This is a genomic window from Pseudomaricurvus alkylphenolicus (assembly GCF_011683955.1).
GTDB classification, from domain to species: domain Bacteria; phylum Pseudomonadota; class Gammaproteobacteria; order Pseudomonadales; family Cellvibrionaceae; genus Pseudomaricurvus; species Pseudomaricurvus alkylphenolicus.
On the sequence record NZ_JAAQPI010000009.1, the window covers coordinates 247,472 to 263,375 of the forward strand.

Consider the following 15,904-nt stretch of genomic DNA (forward strand, 5'->3'; position numbering starts at 1 on the left):
TGCTGAAAATTATCAAAACAACCAAATTAACTGAGAACCGGAGAGGAAATGACGATAGGACATTGGTACCGTGCAGAGGACCACAGCGTATCAGAAATACATGAGTACCTGAGCACGGAGCTGACGCAGCAAAAATGCCCTATAAAAAACTACAACTGACTGACCCAACACCGTCCAATTCAAGGCGCATTTGATCTCCAGGCTTGACCGCTTCAAGTGGTACCATCGACCCGGAAAGAATCACATCCCCAGCCTTGAAGGGAATATTATACTGCCCCAGGGTATTAGCCAGCCAGGCAACCGCCGTGAGCGGGTTGCCCTGCACAGCAGATCCCAAACCCTCACTGATCAGCTGTTCATTCTTGAATACTTTCATAGCCAGATTTGGTAAATCCAGGTCTCTGGGGTCCGCTTGCCCATCACCCAGAACAAACACCCCGCAAGACGCATTATCTGCCACCGTATCCTCGATTTTGATCTCCCAGTTTCGAATACGGGAATCCACTATTTCAAAACAAGGCATAACGCATTCCGTTGCGTCCAGTACATCCTCTTCGGTGATACCGGGCCCGACCAAGTCCTTTTTTAGCTTGAAAGCAATTTCCCCTTCAGCCTTCGGAGCAATTAAATTGGCTGATACCGGGATCTCAGTACCATTGGAGTACTCCATTTTGTCGGTCAAAAAACCAAAGTCGGGCTGATCAACTTTAAACATATTTTGAACTACTTCGCTGGTGATTCCGATTTTCTTTCCAACGATTTTTTCGCCATCGTTCACCCGACGGTTAATCATATGAAGCGATATGTAGTAAGCGTCCTCAATAGAAATTTCGGGAAACTGCTCAGTCAAAGGTGGCATTGTCGTTTGGCTTCGAAGGGCTTCGTAGAGCCTGTCGCCCAATTCGCTGATGGTGTCTCTGTTCATCATTTTACGTAAGTTCTCTTCAACAATGTATTCCCATGAATGCAGTGGCCACCGCATTGAATTCTTCCGGCCTTTCCCACTGTACCCAATGCCCGGTTTTACTGAACAAATACACATCGCAATTTTGCATGCTCTCCTGCAAAGACCTGGCTCCACTGGGTCTGTTGACACTGTCTTCTGTCCCCCATAAAACCAGGCAAGGTGTCTGGCAGGCCTTTAGTCGAGGGTCCAGGACAAAATCTGACTTGTGGATCGCTTCTATCTTCATGCCCAGTGGCGGAGCCGCGATAACTTCAGGATCGATGCTTGACTGATAGCGCTGCTCTATGACTGAATCGGGCACTTGACTGGAGTCATACACCAGATGATTCTTTATAAAATCGGCGACTTTTTCCCTGCTGGGGCCAGCACCTTTGTAATAATTGAGAAGTTTCTCAAGGCCCTTTGTCGGAGGCTCACTGGAGATATTGATTCCGCCAGGTCCCATAAGGATGAGCGAAGCGATGCTTGCCGGCTGCTCCAACGCCATTCTTAAAGCCGCAGCACCACCCAGCGAGTTACCAATGACATGGGCTTTTTCGATATCCAGGAATTCCAGCAACCCCAACATAGTGGAGGCCAGATCGCCAAAGGGGTCGCTGGCGTCTACACCTTTTGTAGACTTTCCATATCCTTGCATATCGGGCACAATTACGCGGAATTTCTGCGCCAGGATTTCGATATTCCTTGAAAAGTTTGACAGACCCGAAGCTCCTGGACCTCCGCCATGTAGCATAAGTACTGGAAATCCCGATCCCAATTCGTTGACGAAAATACGACGGCCACGAAATTCTGCGAAATAGCTTTTAAAATTTTCGATTTTAATGTCCATGTTTCCTTCCCGGTTACAACTGAAATTCATGTCCCCAAAGGGACATGACGTCATATCTTTCAGGCACCCATGTGTCATCGTCAATATGAATAGCACCAGCACCCAATTCCAAAGCAAAGCCGGAAGGTGTCACGACATAAAAGGAAATGTCACGATCGTTGGGGTGTTCACCCAGCGTCAACGCCATGGGGTAATTCGCCTCTTTAAGTCTTGCCTGCGCTCTTAAAACATCGCTAAGATGTGGAAGCTCGCACATAAAGTGGTTTATTCTCTTGGAGAAATTGGCTTTAACAACTTCTGGAGGAATACCTTCGGCACTGGCGAAAGCAAAGGTGTGATGGCGTGGATTAAAATGAATGAATGAAAGTTCAACCGTTCCCCCAGCCATGCCTGTATTAATATGATCCGAAATTCTGGCGCCAAGAACTCGAATATAAAACTCCTCACTCTCTCTATTATTGGGAACAGCGAAAGCAATGTGGCCCATACCCAGCTCTCCGGTAACAAACCCCGCGGGAAGCGAGGGCGAAGCGAATTCGCTATCCGAGTTCTGAGAACCCAAGCAGATTTCAACGGTTAATCCAGCTGGATCTATAAAGCTTACATACTTTTCTACCGCTCTCAGTTTGGTTCCCTCAGGAGCACCTTGGCTTACCTCTATGCCTTCGGATTTGAGCTCGTCGACCAGGGTCCAAAAGTGATCTTCCGAGCTGGCTTCCAGCCCGCAAAACGCATAATCTTCGCTATCACCTTTTACCAGTAGTATCCGTCTTTCCTTTTCATCCATGCGCAGAAATGCAGCATCTTCGGATGTTTCGAATTGATAACCGATAACCCTGGAAAACTCTTTCCATTGTTCGAACTTGTTTGTTTCGATTGCGATGTAGCTGAGTTTTAAATTCATGTTCTCTACCTGCTGGTAAAATCAAAATTTCAACGAACCGGTCAGGGAAATGCTCCTGGGTGCGGCAAAGCTGGCAAACCTGGAGCCGCCGAACAGAGGAACATCCGCACCGAAGATCATATCGTCATCCACATCGGTCAGATTTTTGCCAATAATCCCGAGTTCCCAGGTTCCATCGGTCGATTTCAGTCGCAGGGATGCATTGATCTTTGTGGTAGCTGCGGTCAAGAGCTTTGGATCAAGATCCTCTTCGCGATAGGATTCGTCGGTGTAGATGGCGTCTGTAACAAGCTGTAACTCATACTGACTGCCAAGCTTCCAGACCTGTGTCGCGGATATTACCGCTGACAGCTCCGGAGTGAAAGCATTGCTTTGACCTTTCAAGTCATTGATGCCAGCTGCTGAACAAACCCCGTTATCAACGAAGGCGCCCAGTACATTTTCACCGTTGGACCAAATCGCTTCACGGAATTCTTCAAACTGCTGGTTGGTACATGCCTGATTCGGAAAACTCTCAAACTCGAAGTCGGTCCAACCAATACTGCCGCTCAGCAAAAGGCTGTCGGTAGCCTGCCAGCGTCCGTCTATCTCAATGCCTTGTGTTACAGCTTCGGCCGCGTTAAGCACTCTGAAGGTGGCCTGCCCGGTAAACACCGCTGCCTGAAGATCGTCGTACTCAGTTCTGAACACCGCCATGTTTAGCTCTGCGGCGCCATTAAGCAGGCTCATTTTACTGCCGACTTCAAAAGTGATGACTTCCTCTTCCTCAAAGCCGGCCTCTTCGGGATCGGGGCCAAGCGCGAGTGTGTTAAAGCCCCCGGCTTTGAAACCTGTTGATACTGCCCCATAGACCATAATGTCGTTGGTAACATCCCACTGCAGATTAGCTGACCACGTCAAGCTTTCCTCATCGCGAGAAAGGTCACTGAAGGTATGCGGCGTAAATTCACCAATAAGCTGTGCACTGAGAGCCGTCAACGGGTTAGACGTGACATTGGTGGTATCAGCGATAAAATCGGTTGCGTAGACGAATTGATCAACGGTTTTTTCTTCTTCGGTATAGCGCAGCCCCAGGGTGGCGGTCAGGCTGTCACTGATCTGCCACTCACCCTGCGCGAACACGGCCCATGTCTGAGTATCCTGCAGTGTCTGCGCATAACGACCGGCACCACCAACTCCAGCGGCGCTGATGGGGGCCAATAAGGTGGCGTCGGCACAAGCCCTCGCAACAGCCGCACTCTGGTTTGTATTCAAAGCAGCACCTGTCGCCGCTGCTGCCAATGGGTCATCGGTGGCTGGATTATAGGGAGCCAATACGCCACCGGCGCCAAGACAGTTGCCGCCGGTCAACATCGCTATGGTATCCACGTTAAACAAGATCAGGGATTCAGCATCCAGCTCTGTTTCCTGATAGTAAGCACCTGCAATATACTGGAACGAACCTTCAAGCGTTGAAGCAAATCTGATTTCAAGGCTGTTTTGGCTAAAATCTTCATCATCGTCATAGCGAACCACATCCAGTGGGTTGATATCGGCATCCAATCCCCGTTCGAACTCGTATTCGGAGTACGCCAAAATAGCGGTAAGGTTGCCGCTTTCAAATTCACTGTCAAATTGAAGGGAGAGTTCTTCAATATCCCCTTTCAGAAACTGAGATGTACCCGAATTCAGTGCCGTCGAACTGTTTCCAATGTTGGATTTGTCATCGATTCTGTCTTCTACTCCAAAAAGAGCAAGAACCCCGGCGTCAATGATTTGATAGGGACTCACTTCCTCATTATCAAACTGTCCCCATTCGTACTTGAAGTGAGCTGTAGTTCTGTCTGAAATATCCCATTCCAGTCTGATCCTCAGCGCCTGTTCGTCTTTACCAGGCATATCCTCGTTGTAGTAGACGTTTTCCACCCACCCCTCATGCATCTGACGATCCAGAACAGCGATACGTCCGCGCAAACTCTCGCTCAACGGTCCAGACAAATAACCAAGTATTTCGGTCTCGTCGAAATCGATATTGTGAGTCAGTGTAACCGAGCCTTCGACCTCATCCGTCGGCGCCGCTGAACTGATATTGAGTGCTCCGCCTACGGTATTCTTGCCAAACAGAGTGCCCTGGGGGCCCCTGAGTACCTCCACCATGCCCACGTCGAGAAAGGCAAACCGGGACTGAATGCCTCGTCCCCGGTAAACACCATCCACAAAGGTGCCTACCGACTGTTCAAATCCCGCCTGGGTGCCGGAAGTGATACCACGAATATTGATGGTGTCTGCGATTGGCTGCTCATTAATAAAGAAGTTGGGGATATAGTCGGCTACGCCGTCCAAGCGCTGCATGCCGGCTTCGGCAATTTTGTCACCGCTCATCGCGGATACTGAAATGGGGACGTCCTGCAGACTTTCCGCCCTTTTCTGAGCCGTAACTATCACCTCCTCCAGCTGCTGAGCCTGCAATTGCGTTGCTGTGGCGGCAATAATTACTGTTAGTGCTTGTTTACTTATTGTTTTCATAGCATGCTCCAGTTTTATCATTAATCTAGATTGTTTAAGCGACTTCAATATTTGAGAATCCGGTATCAAAGTAAACAAGCGCACGTTTCTTTGATTCCTGAGTGTATTGAACATCCAGTACGTCGCAGACGATCATCGAGTGCGAGTCCGCGGGGATAATTTCTCGTGCTTTACAATGCAGGTTGAGGAGCGCCCCATCCAGTGCCGGCGCCTTATCTGCAGAGTAGCTCCAGGATCCACTCCTAAAACGATCAGAGCCCGACATTTCTTTATACATTCCTGCAAAAACTTTCGCCTGCTCGATCTGGTCCGCGTCCAGTGTGTTAATACAGATACTGCTGCCAGCTTCAATGAGTGAGTGAGCATAGACATTTTTGTTTATGCAAATCATCACCCGTGCAGGTTCAGCTGAAATTGACATAACGGCGGTAGCCGTCAATCCCGCTGAATGATCACCATTAGCGGTAGTGATAATATTGACAGCGCCTGCAAGGTTACGCATTCCCTGCCGGAACCGATCGGCACTTACTTCCTTGTCGGTATGTGTATTTTTTGATAATTCATTCATAATATTCAGTCTCACATGAGAGCGTTTCAACCTGATTTATGAGTCTAATTGCGAAAACATCAGGTTCAGCTTCTGCTTGGATTTTTCAGCAAACGTTGAAATATGGTCCCATTGTTTTTGGGGAACATAAGGCATCAATGCAGGTTCAAACGAAGGCCGGTCGATGATTCGATTCATCCAATCGTTAAGCTTCGGAAACTGACGAAAGATTTCATCGACTTTCAGATATTTCATGGCATACACATATGGTGCTACAGCGCAATCCGCCAGGGTGTGCTCGTCACCAGCAAGCCACTCACTTTTTGCAAGCCTGTTTTCAAGCCCAGCAAAGGATCTGTGCCAGATTGCAACGGCGGGCTTGACATCCTCGGCATCGAGCCCCTGATCGATCATGCGTTCTTGTCGGGCTCTACGCAGCGGATCTGGAATTCTGGAGAGCAGTTCCTTACGCTCTTGTTCTGGTTTGGCCAACCAGATGTAACGCACCACCGCACCGAACACGATTGGCATCATATTTATGTGAAGCGATTCGTCGACGAGTTTGAGCATATATCGCACTTGTGCTCTCTTTATCGGGTCCTCTGGCATCAAAGGATTGTCTGGATAAGCATCTTCGAGATATTCACAAATTACGGTTGATTCAGTGACAACTGTGCCCTTATCTATCAAAGCGGGAACCAGCCCCTTGGGATTGATTTTCAGGTACTCCGGTTCCAGATTTTCTTTGCTCATCAGGTCGATATGCCGGCCTTCAAACGGTATTTTCCGTTCTACCAGCACAAGGCGAACCTTATGGGCACAGGGAGACAGTCCCGCATGGTAAAGGGTGATATCGCTCATAATCTCTATCCTCAGTTGCTGGCGCTCAGATCAAGACATCGGTTGGGCTGCCGCCCAGAAAGACACCACCAGCACTAATGCTGCCTTTATCAGCATTCAAGGCCGCATGATTCGAAGCCGCGTGAATATCCCGAAAGAACCGTTGCATAGGGCTTTCATTGCGAATACCACCGCCACCGGAAGCTTTGAAGACAAGATTGGTCGCCTCCATGGCTTGCTTCGCAATCCAGACAACGTCCCATTTCCATTCGCTTCTCAGTTCAAGATCAAAAGTCCCGCCCGCTTCCGCAATCTTTCGCATGGCGGAGTTTCTTTGTTTAAAGAAACTGTCTATAGACCGGATCATTGCGTTGGCATTCGCGGTACGCTGGCGCACAAACGGATCGTCTGTTACTTTGGCGCCATCATAAGCCGCCAACTTGTCTCGCATGCTGTTGACAAAACATTGATTGGCACCGATCGCCATGCCCAGCGTTACACTGACCAGGGCACTGACAAATGTACACCCGAAGGGATAGTTATAGGCAGAGCCGTTAAAGGTCTTTCGGCCATGCTCCTTCATCAGCAGCGCCTCCGTGAAAGAGTGTGTGCGATACTCAGGCACAAATGCCTTTTCAACCACGATGTCTTTACTGCCTGTACCGCAAAGACCAGCAACGTGCCAGGTATCTTCGATGATGTAATCGGTCCTAGGTATCAGGAACGCCAGCTGATCGGGAGCGCTCTCGGGGTCGTACTTGTCCACGGGCTTCATGCCCCCCAGGAAGACCCAGTTGCAGGGATCACAACCGCTGGACCAGGGCCAGCGGCCGGAAATTTCATAGCCACCTTCAACTTTTTTCACTTTACCGAAGGGAGCATAGGAAGAAGAGATCAGCGCATCAGGATCCTCCCCCCAGACGTCCTCTGCGCACTTGGGATCAAGCAGGGGAACTTCCCAGGAGTGCAAAGCGGTTAAACAGACGGTCCATGCAGTTGACGGGCAGGCTGTCGCCAGTATCTTGGAAACCTGATAGAGCACTTCGGGATGATGCTCCATGCCGCCGTACACTTTAGGCTTACAAATGTCGTAAAGACCCAGTTTTCTCACTTCTTCAACTGTTTCCGGAAGCGTCATTCTGGCCTTTTCAGTGGCCGCAGCCCGCTCCTGCAGCGTCGGCAGTAAGCTCCGGGCAATTGAGTAGAGTTCAGCCTCCGAAGGGCTTCGTGATTCTGGCTTTAGCATCGATACCGTCATCTGATTATCCGTCCGTTTGGGTTATCTTTCTGATAGTCAACATGTTAGGTACACCCCAAACATCTGTCTAATCGATATATTGCATATTGAACATCGGCAAGATCGATACCTTGATGTAATGAGCAAACTGCTTAAACTATCTGATATTCCAGTGGCTGCAGGATTGGAAGAGGTGTCGTCTGCTTCAGCTTTTTGCGATAGAACGCGCTATCTGGTCTGAATGGCAAGACAGTTAAGGCGGTAGGATAATCTCAGTATCTGGTTGGTTGCCAGCGCTATGGAGTGGAATTGATTTCTTGTCCTATGTTAGTAATTTGCTCTAACAGCCAAGCGAAAACCGGATCTCGATCCTGTACTGGATTGCGAAGCACTGCCAGCTTTATGCGTGGATAGCGAACGGGGCTTTCCAATATGCGGACGTTGTATTGCTCTACCATTTTGCTGGCAAGTCGTCGCTGAATCGTAGCTAGATAATTGGTGTTTTCAATAATTTCCGGCAATAGGTTAAATTGCGGCACCCGAAAAACAATTCTGGGAACCGCATCCAGATTTATCAGCGTCTGTATCTCAAAGCTTTGATCGATCTCGACAGACGGCTGTTGCACTACATGCCCTGACTCGATAAAGGTTTTGCGAGTCAGTTTATCACCAATATTTGGGTTATTCCTGGACGCGACCACAACAAGCTCGTCCTCCAAAACAGGTGTTACGTTCAATCGGTGTTCATCCAGAATGCCAATCGGCGCCAATACCAGATTGATTCTGCCGGTTTGTAGGCGCGACTGGATATCGGCCGGAAATTCGACAATCTGTATTTTTATGCCCGGCGCCTGGGCTTCCAGAATCGGCAAGAGCCGCGGAAAAATAAGTTGAGTCACATAATCGGCAGTAGCAATAACAAATGACCGATCAACCTGCGACATATCGGTTTCACTGCTGACAAAAATCCGCTCTATATCTGCGATAGCACCTTCCAGTTCCGGTAAGAGCTGTTCCGCAAAGGGGGTTATCGACATACCCTTACCAGCCCTGATCAGAAGCGGATCATCAAATAGATCTCGCAGTCTTCCCAAGGCGTCGCTGGTGGCCGACTGGCTGAGATTGAGCTTTTCCGATGCATGAGACACGTTTCTTTCCAGCAGCAACTCATGCAGAATCGGCAGCAAATTGAGGTTAATGCTGCGTAGCTTTTTCATGACAACATTCTCTTCGCGAGATTTACTTATACCCGACCATAATTATCAACCAGGGAAATAAAGTACTGTTATTTACTGCCGGTTTTTTCGATAAGAAATAGGAGCAATATCGATTCAGCAGAATTATAGACCAACGCTGGTTTGTAGAGAAGTTAAAGGTAACGAAGGTTTACGGGAGGGTTCCATTTTTTCAGAGGCACCAAAACCACGGAGGGCGAACTTCGCACCTCCACAAAGCACAACACCAAATCTTAAATTTCCTTAAAGTCTCCATGGCGGCCAGCACCGGCGCTGAATCTGCCGGCGCCTGCGATACCGTCCTTACGCAGGGTGTCTACGCCATTGTTCCATTCCAGCTTCATGCCATCACGAATGGTCATGCCATGCCCTTCGATCACCGACTTGCGGTCGGCGAGCATGGTTGACTGGGGAAATCTGGCGATCTCGTGGGCAATGGCTTCGGCGGCTTCCCGCGCGCTTCCGGTCGGCACGACTCGCTCGCACAGGCCAAACTGGTAGCACTCCCGGGCATCCACCTTGCGTCCGGTCAACACCAGGTCCATCGCCTTACCCTGGCCGATCAGACGAGGGATGCGAATAGTCCCACCGTCGATCAGAGGTACACCCCAGCGGCGGCAGTAAACACCCATATAGGCGTCTTCCGCCATGACACGCATATCGCACATCACAGCCAGCTCCATGCCACCGGCTACGGCCGGACCTTCAATCGCAGCGATCACGGGTTTATTGAACTCCATTCTCGACATGCCCATCAACGGTGGAGGTGGTGTACCGGAACCGACGGGGTAACCCATGGTTTCCACCACGTCTGTCTGGAACTCTTCGCTGCTGAGTTGGGAGCCATGCTTTAGATCCCAGCCAGCGCAAAAGCTGCCGCCTTCTCCACAGAAAACGGCGACCAGCGCGTCGCTTTTCTCGAATGCCTCGAACGCTTCGACCAGCTGAGCCGCTGATTCCGGATTAACCGCATTGCGTGCTTCGGGTCGGTCGTTAACGATGGTCCAGACGGGACCGTTTTTTTGTATAGTTACTGGCATACTCTATTTCTCGATCTTGTTTAAGTTCAGTAGCTGCGTAGGGTGGATTAGCGTCAGCGTAATCCACCAATGTCCACGGGTAACCAGGCAAGGCCGTATTCACGTTATCCAGACAGTGGATTACGCCATTGGCAAATCCACTTTACTCAGAATTGCACTTTTGGCCACTCAGGTCTCTTGACCATGGCGCCCCGCGCCGGCAGCAAAATTCGACGCACCGGATACGGACTCACCACTGTTGATAGTCTGCAGGCCGAGGCGCATTTCATTGACATGGGCCTGGGCTTCCGACATGTCCGGTCCTTCCAGCATCGCCTTGCGATCGTTAACCAGGCACAGCCAGGGGTAAGACGCCAGTTCCTGGGCCAGCTCATGCGCCGCTTTCAAACCCTCGCCCTGGGGAACCACGCGGTTAGCCAATCCCATTCGCAGCGCTTCATCGGCCTCGACCTGGCGGCCGGTCAATATCAGGTCAGAGGCGTGGGACAAACCGATCAGGCGGGGCAGATTAACAGTCACGGCGCCGATCATCGGCACACCAAAACGACGATCGAGCATGCCGAAGATGGCGGTTTCTTCCACCACGCGCAGATCGCACCACAGTGACAGCGCCATGCCGCCGGCGACGGCGTACCCGGCAACGGCCGCGATCACCGGTTTGCTGAGTTTCATGCGCACGGGTCCGATGGGCGAGTCGCCCTGCTCTTCCAGGCGCAGGGTTTCTCCTTTCGACCAGGCCTTCAGGTCCGCTCCGGAACTGAACTGTCCCTCGGCACCGGTAAGGATCGCCACTTTGGCCTGCGGATCCGCATCAAACTCACGAAAGGCGCGGGCCAGCAGCTCCGTGGTTTCCCGGTCCAGGGCGTTGCGGACTTCGGGGCGGTTAATTATGATCGTGGTGATATCACCACTTTTTTCAACAAGGACTTTCATCTGTCTACTGCCTCAATCTGCCACTCAGGTTGATATTCCATCAGAACTTGGAAAAGTCAGGCTGCCGTTTTTCCTTGAAGGCGGAGACACCCTCCTGGCAGGCGGGATGGTTCAACAGTTCGTTAAAGTTCTTGAGTTCATCGATATTGGCCTTCTTGAGCGGCTCGCGGTGATGATCCATCATTAACTTTTTGGTCGCCACCAGTGACACGGTTGGGAACTGTGCTAGTGTTTGCGCTTTGCGCATGGCTTCGGACAGCAACTCATCATCATTGATCACTTCCATGGCAAAACCGATTTCTCTCGCTCGACTGGCATCAACCCATTCGTTGGACAGCAGCGTCCAGAGCGCGTTTTGATTACCCATCAGGCGTGGAAAGGAATAGGTGCTGGCCGCCTCCGGCACGTTGGATAGAGACGCAAACGGGCATTTCAACCTCGCACCCTCCGCCATCAGCGTGATATCGGCCAGACCACAGACGGTTACACCCCAACCGACAGCGACACCGTTGACTGCAACGATAATCGGCTTGGGAAAATCAATCAGGGTCTCAAACATCTTGGGTACCGATTCAGCAAACATTGCTGCATTGACCGGTTCCTGGTGATTAAGGAAGCACTGCACGTTCATACCGGAGGAAAAGATCTTGTCCTTGCCGGTCAGGATAATCACCCGCACGCTGGAATCCTGCCCGGCCTCCTCGAGATGGGCGATGGTTCTTGGCATTTCGGACCGGTCGCGCTCGGAGCGCGCTGCTATGGGGGAAGAGTTCGGTAGCAGTCTGATGAAGAAGGTGTTGCAGTGAGATTCGCCCGCTTCACGCCGTGGATGTCAGGCCCATCTTCTTCACCCGGTAGGAAAACTGCGACCGTGTCACACCCAGTTTATCAGCGGCCTTGGAGAGGTTGCCGTCGGCCTGTTTAAAGGCCGCCAGGAACAGCGCATTTTCCACCTCTTCCAGCGACAGGTTTTCACGCTCGATAATACCCTCCGACCACACCGACAGGGTTTCCTTTTCAATCAGGAGTTCGTCGCTGGTGTCCGTGCCGGCAATATTCTGTGCCGACTCCGCCAGATCGCCCACCTCATTGAGTGACATCAGCGAACCCTTATCAATCGCCCCATCGATGGTAAACAAGTGATGACTGGACAGCGGCCGGTCGTCGTCTGCCAGGATAATGCCCCGTTCAATCACATTTTCCAGTTCGCGGATATTGCCGGGCCAGGAATAATTCAGAATGACTTGAAGAGCCCGCGCGCCGACCCCTGACAACCGTTTATCGTGGCGACTGGAATACTTGTTGATGATGTACTCCAACAACACCGGAATATCTTCCCGCCGTTGCCGCAGTGGCGGCACCACAATTGGAAAAACATTAAGGCGATAAAACAAATCCTCTCTGAATGTGCCTTCTTTGACCCGTTTCATCAGGTCTTCATTGGTCGCGGCGATGATACGAACATCAACGGTATGGGTTTGGGAAGAGCCCAGGGGTTCAAATTCACCGGTCTGAATAACCCGTAACAGTTTTCCCTGCGCAATCATGGACAGCGTGCCGATTTCATCCAGGAACAGAGTGCCGCCATCGGCAGCCTGAAAGCGACCCTCGCGGTTGGAGGTGGCTCCGGTATAGGCCCCCTTTTCAGCACCGAACAGCTCCGACTCAATCAGAGTTTCAGGGATGGCTGCGCAATTCAGCTCAAGAAACGGTTTGTCTGCGCGGCGACTGAGCCTGCAGGCCTCCTTGGCCAGGGCACTTTTCCCCACTCCGCTCTCGCCTAGCAGCAGTACTGTCGCACTGGTGGGCGCTACACGTTTGAGTTTGTGCATCAACACATTGAAGGCGGTGGAAGCACCAATTATCTGTGACTTTTGTTCGGTACGCGCAGGCGCTTTATCTTGGTTATGGGATTGCTTTGACTTCGCTTCACCAGGTAGTGTCGACTTCGCTGCAAGCGTTGGCGAGAAGCTGACCGGATTAAAATAGCTGAGTTCTTCTTCGACATCGCCCCAATCCTCGACAGGTTTTGCAATACAGCGACAGGCATCAAAACCCTGTGCGCAGCATTCCACTTCCCGTACCAAAATCCGCTTCCCCATGCAGGTACTCAGAAACCCGGATGAATAACCTGCTTCAGTCCAACAGGCGGGGCTCTCGCCAATACCATAAGCCTGACTGTGAATGCTGGCTTCAAAACAATTGCGCCAGATAAATTCAACGCTGCAGACTCCCTTGGCGGCATCCACCTCGCCATCGATCAGATCCACAACGGCGATGCCTTGCAGGGCGTGGAATTTGGGCCCGGTCATCATCAGCTCATTGATGGAGGCCTGGTCTTTATAGAGCTTCATGGCCAGTTCGGCGTCCTTGCAGCCCGCGGCGTAACCAAATCGGGTCAGCAATCCCCTGGCCGCATCGATGCCCAGACCCTCAATCAGCTCCTGCCTGAGCGCGCCCAGCACCTCCATATTCATCATCACCATGCGCCGGTCTTCCAGCCAGATCAGCCCCTCTTCGGTATTGAAGTGCAGGCGCTCGGGTATTTCCTGCAGGTTGATGCTGGTCGATGACAGCAGGGAAAGCGCCTCAGGAATGGTGCTATCCGTCGCGGAAGATTTGGATTTCGGCATCGATTGGGAACCTCTGTTGAGCGGGAAACCAGCTCGGCGTGAGCTTATTCGCTTAATAAAATTATCACGCTGGAGCGCATTGATACATGAGAAATGTAGAAATTTATTAAATTCCTCTTATCCGTGATTTTCCTGCAGGCACCGTGCAGGTATCGATGGCGAGCCGTATCTTATTGTTTTTTATAATATTTTCAGAAAATAGCATTTTCTCAATGCTCAAATCCATTAGCTGGCACAGCGGTTGCAATTCTCCTGTCACAACCTTGCAAAGTTGGTACTTCGCTGGACGCCCGGCGAGCAAAACCACAACCACAAGATGAGAACCAATACGTTATGAACGACCTTTCGATTCAGGCTCGCATTACCGAAGCCGTCAGCGCTGAACAGTTCCGCAACGGCATGCGCAACCTGGCCGGCGCCGTCAATATCATTACCACGGCCAAGGGCGATCACTCCGCCGGCCTGACCGCGACCGCCGTCATGTCCATTTCCGCTGAACCCGCAAGGGTCATGGTTTGTATCAACAAGGACGTCTATGCCCACTCGCTGATCGAGGAAGGTGGCTGCATCTGCATCAACACGCTCAGTGCCGACCAGATTGAACAGGCACAGGTGTTCGCAGGCATGCGCAAGGATATCGCAGCTGCTGATCGCTTTAACGTCGGCGCCTGGAATCATGCCGCCGACAAGGCGCCGGTACTGGAGGGCGCGCTGCTCAACCTGGAATGTAAAGTTTCGGAGATTATTCCCGCCTCCTCCCACTCCATGATTATCTGCGACGTGCTCGACATTCACTATTGCGAGCAAGCTGACAAAAGCGCCCTGATCTATTTCGACTGCAACTTTGCCAACCTACAGCCATCCATCAATTGATTTTTGCTCTGACGATACAGGTATAACAATGACTATTGCTGAAACCGCTCTTGAGATCCCTACTGCCGAGTCACTGATCGCCAAGGCCGCCGCCATGGTGCCAGCTCTGCGAGAAGGCGCTGACCAAACCGAGGAAGCGCGCAGCGTTTCACCCCAGCGCATCGATGAATTCAGGGCCGCTGGCTTTTTCAAAATTTTGCAGCCGCGCCAGTGGGGCGGCTATGGCATGAACCCGGAAGTGTTCTATCGCGTATTGATGGAACTGGGTCGCGGCTGCCCTTCCAGTGCATGGTGCCTGATGATCCTCGGCGTACACCAGTGGGAATTCGGCAAGATGGACGCCCGCGCCGGTGACGAGATCTGGGGTGAGGACAATGACATTCTGGTGGCCTCCTCCTACGCCCCGGTCGGCAAGGCCGAGAAGGTTGACGGTGGCTGGCAATTGTCCGGTACCTGGCCCACCTCCAGCGGCTCCGACCATGCCCGTGGCGGCGCCTTCCTGGGTGCCCACGTCATGGGGGATAACGGCTTTCCCGAGGACCTTAAGGTATTTCTGGTTCGCCGCGAGGACTTTGAACTCATTGATGACTGGCACGTGGTCGGTCTGGCCGGTACCGGCAGTAAGACACTAAAGCTCAAGGACAACACCTTTATCCCGGACTACCGTACCCACAGCGCCGTCCACTACACCCAGCCCGAGGGGGATCTCAGCTACAAACTGCCGTTTAACCAGATTTTTTACGGCGCCGTATCGGCGGTTATTGTCGGCATGGCCCAGGGCGTGTCCGATCTGTTTATCGAACACATGAAACCGCGCCAGAACGTTTTTGTCGGCGGTCCCGTCGCGGCCCAGAACCCGTTTGTGCAAGAGAAGCTGGGCAACGCCATACTGCTGATTCGTTCCGCCCGTGCCCGCCTGCTGCAATGTCTGCAGGAGTCTACCCGGGCGGTGGAGGAGCACGGCAAGGTGGCGCTGGAAGACCGCGTGCACTATTCCCTGGACATCCAGGCCGTGGCCAAAGACTGCTTTAGCGCCAGCCATATGTTGTTCAAGAAAACCAGCGCCCGCGGTATTTTCCTGTCCAACCCCATCCAACGTCAGCTGCGCTCGGTGATGGTGGCCGCCAACCATATTACCCAGAACGAAGACGACACTTCCGCCCAGCTTGGTGCCTACCTGCTTGGCCAGGGCCTGCCGCCCGGTGTCTATGAGCTTCCCGATGTGGCGGCACTGAGCCAGCAACAGTAGATATTCTGCCAGCCGGTATCGAACGGGCAAAATCCGTAGGGTGGATTAGCGTAGCGTAATCCACCACGGAGTGCGGCAACTAACCAATGAAATGGTGGATTACGCGTTGCTA

14 protein-coding genes are annotated in these 15,904 nt (G+C 51.8%); 2 read left to right on the forward strand and 12 right to left on the reverse strand.

The annotated features are described in order from the left end of the window. Nucleotides 1–139 precede the first annotated feature (139 nt). The 12 genes from HBA55_RS22085 to HBA55_RS22140 form a co-directional block, all read right to left on the reverse strand. The gene (locus HBA55_RS22085) at nucleotides 140–925 is read right to left on the reverse strand and encodes a fumarylacetoacetate hydrolase family protein (protein WP_166996092.1); all 786 of its coding nucleotides are present in this window, start codon (nucleotides 923–925) and stop codon (nucleotides 140–142) included. A 19-nt stretch (nucleotides 926–944) separates the two neighbouring features. Continuing rightward, on the reverse strand, nucleotides 945–1,796 hold the full coding sequence (locus tag HBA55_RS22090) for an alpha/beta fold hydrolase (protein WP_206019920.1): 852 nt from the start codon (nucleotides 1,794–1,796) through the stop codon (nucleotides 945–947). Between the two features lie 13 nt (nucleotides 1,797–1,809). Continuing rightward, nucleotides 1,810–2,700, reverse strand: a complete 891-nt coding sequence (locus HBA55_RS22095; protein ID WP_166995935.1) for a VOC family protein — start codon at nucleotides 2,698–2,700, stop codon at nucleotides 1,810–1,812. 21 nt (nucleotides 2,701–2,721) lie between these two features. Further along, nucleotides 2,722–5,205 carry a TonB-dependent receptor gene (locus HBA55_RS22100; RefSeq protein ID WP_166995937.1) on the reverse strand — a complete coding sequence of 828 codons (2,484 nt, stop codon included), beginning with the start codon at nucleotides 5,203–5,205 and terminating at the stop codon, nucleotides 2,722–2,724. 34 nt (nucleotides 5,206–5,239) lie between these two features. Next, complete coding sequence (locus HBA55_RS22105) at nucleotides 5,240–5,773, reverse strand: flavin reductase family protein (RefSeq protein ID WP_166995938.1); 534 nt, start codon at nucleotides 5,771–5,773, stop codon at nucleotides 5,240–5,242. 36 nt (nucleotides 5,774–5,809) lie between these two features. Continuing rightward, nucleotides 5,810–6,613, reverse strand: coding sequence for a glutathione S-transferase family protein (locus HBA55_RS22110; RefSeq protein ID WP_166995940.1), 804 nt, complete (start codon nucleotides 6,611–6,613; stop codon nucleotides 5,810–5,812). A 25-nt stretch (nucleotides 6,614–6,638) separates the two neighbouring features. Beyond that, the gene (locus HBA55_RS22115; protein ID WP_166995942.1) at nucleotides 6,639–7,850 is read right to left on the reverse strand and encodes an acyl-CoA dehydrogenase family protein; all 1,212 of its coding nucleotides are present in this window, start codon (nucleotides 7,848–7,850) and stop codon (nucleotides 6,639–6,641) included. Nucleotides 7,851–8,125: 275 nt separating this feature from the next. Continuing rightward, nucleotides 8,126–9,016, reverse strand: coding sequence for a LysR family transcriptional regulator (locus tag HBA55_RS22120; protein ID WP_166995944.1), 891 nt, complete (start codon nucleotides 9,014–9,016; stop codon nucleotides 8,126–8,128). Nucleotides 9,017–9,297: 281 nt separating this feature from the next. Continuing rightward, nucleotides 9,298–10,104, reverse strand: coding sequence for a crotonase/enoyl-CoA hydratase family protein (locus HBA55_RS22125; RefSeq protein WP_166995946.1), 807 nt, complete (start codon nucleotides 10,102–10,104; stop codon nucleotides 9,298–9,300). Between the two features lie 168 nt (nucleotides 10,105–10,272). After that, a complete protein-coding gene (locus HBA55_RS22130; protein WP_166995948.1) occupies nucleotides 10,273–11,037 on the reverse strand; it encodes a crotonase/enoyl-CoA hydratase family protein in 765 nt (254 codons plus the stop codon). A gap of 40 nt (nucleotides 11,038–11,077) precedes the next feature. Then, nucleotides 11,078–11,764 carry an enoyl-CoA hydratase/isomerase family protein gene (locus HBA55_RS22135; RefSeq protein ID WP_166995949.1) on the reverse strand — a complete coding sequence of 229 codons (687 nt, stop codon included), beginning with the start codon at nucleotides 11,762–11,764 and terminating at the stop codon, nucleotides 11,078–11,080. Nucleotides 11,765–11,855: 91 nt separating this feature from the next. Then, a complete protein-coding gene (locus tag HBA55_RS22140; protein ID WP_166995951.1) occupies nucleotides 11,856–13,670 on the reverse strand; it encodes a sigma-54-dependent Fis family transcriptional regulator in 1,815 nt (604 codons plus the stop codon). Nucleotides 13,671–14,003: 333 nt separating this feature from the next. On the opposite strand from HBA55_RS22140, the gene HBA55_RS22145 reads away from it, so the two are divergent. Both HBA55_RS22145 and HBA55_RS22150 read left to right on the forward strand, forming a co-directional pair. Then, nucleotides 14,004–14,543: a flavin reductase family protein gene (locus tag HBA55_RS22145; RefSeq protein WP_166995953.1), complete on the forward strand. Its 540-nt coding sequence runs from the start codon at nucleotides 14,004–14,006 to the stop codon at nucleotides 14,541–14,543. Nucleotides 14,544–14,571: 28 nt separating this feature from the next. After that, complete coding sequence (locus HBA55_RS22150; protein WP_166995955.1) at nucleotides 14,572–15,792, forward strand: acyl-CoA dehydrogenase family protein; 1,221 nt, start codon at nucleotides 14,572–14,574, stop codon at nucleotides 15,790–15,792. Nucleotides 15,793–15,904: the final 112 nt, after the last annotated feature.

Excerpts from the sequence above, each read along its gene's own strand:
- HBA55_RS22085 (WP_166996092.1), bottom strand. The coding sequence starts at position 925 with ATGAACAGAGACACCATCAGCGAATTGGGCGACAGGCTCTACGAAGCC.
- HBA55_RS22090 (WP_206019920.1), bottom strand. The coding sequence starts at position 1,796 with ATGGACATTAAAATCGAAAATTTTAAAAGCTATTTCGCAGAATTTCGT.
- HBA55_RS22095 (WP_166995935.1), bottom strand. The coding sequence starts at position 2,700 with ATGAATTTAAAACTCAGCTACATCGCAATCGAAACAAACAAGTTCGAA.
- HBA55_RS22100 (WP_166995937.1), bottom strand. The coding sequence starts at position 5,205 with ATGAAAACAATAAGTAAACAAGCACTAACAGTAATTATTGCCGCCACA.
- HBA55_RS22105 (WP_166995938.1), bottom strand. The coding sequence starts at position 5,773 with ATGAATGAATTATCAAAAAATACACATACCGACAAGGAAGTAAGTGCC.
- HBA55_RS22110 (WP_166995940.1), bottom strand. The coding sequence starts at position 6,613 with ATGAGCGATATCACCCTTTACCATGCGGGACTGTCTCCCTGTGCCCAT.
- HBA55_RS22115 (WP_166995942.1), bottom strand. The coding sequence starts at position 7,850 with ATGACGGTATCGATGCTAAAGCCAGAATCACGAAGCCCTTCGGAGGCT.
- HBA55_RS22125 (WP_166995946.1), bottom strand. The coding sequence starts at position 10,104 with ATGCCAGTAACTATACAAAAAAACGGTCCCGTCTGGACCATCGTTAAC.
- HBA55_RS22130 (WP_166995948.1), bottom strand. The coding sequence starts at position 11,037 with ATGAAAGTCCTTGTTGAAAAAAGTGGTGATATCACCACGATCATAATT.
- HBA55_RS22135 (WP_166995949.1), bottom strand. The coding sequence starts at position 11,764 with ATGCCAAGAACCATCGCCCATCTCGAGGAGGCCGGGCAGGATTCCAGC.
- HBA55_RS22140 (WP_166995951.1), bottom strand. The coding sequence starts at position 13,670 with ATGCCGAAATCCAAATCTTCCGCGACGGATAGCACCATTCCTGAGGCG.
- HBA55_RS22145 (WP_166995953.1), top strand. The coding sequence starts at position 14,004 with ATGAACGACCTTTCGATTCAGGCTCGCATTACCGAAGCCGTCAGCGCT.
- HBA55_RS22150 (WP_166995955.1), top strand. The coding sequence starts at position 14,572 with ATGACTATTGCTGAAACCGCTCTTGAGATCCCTACTGCCGAGTCACTG.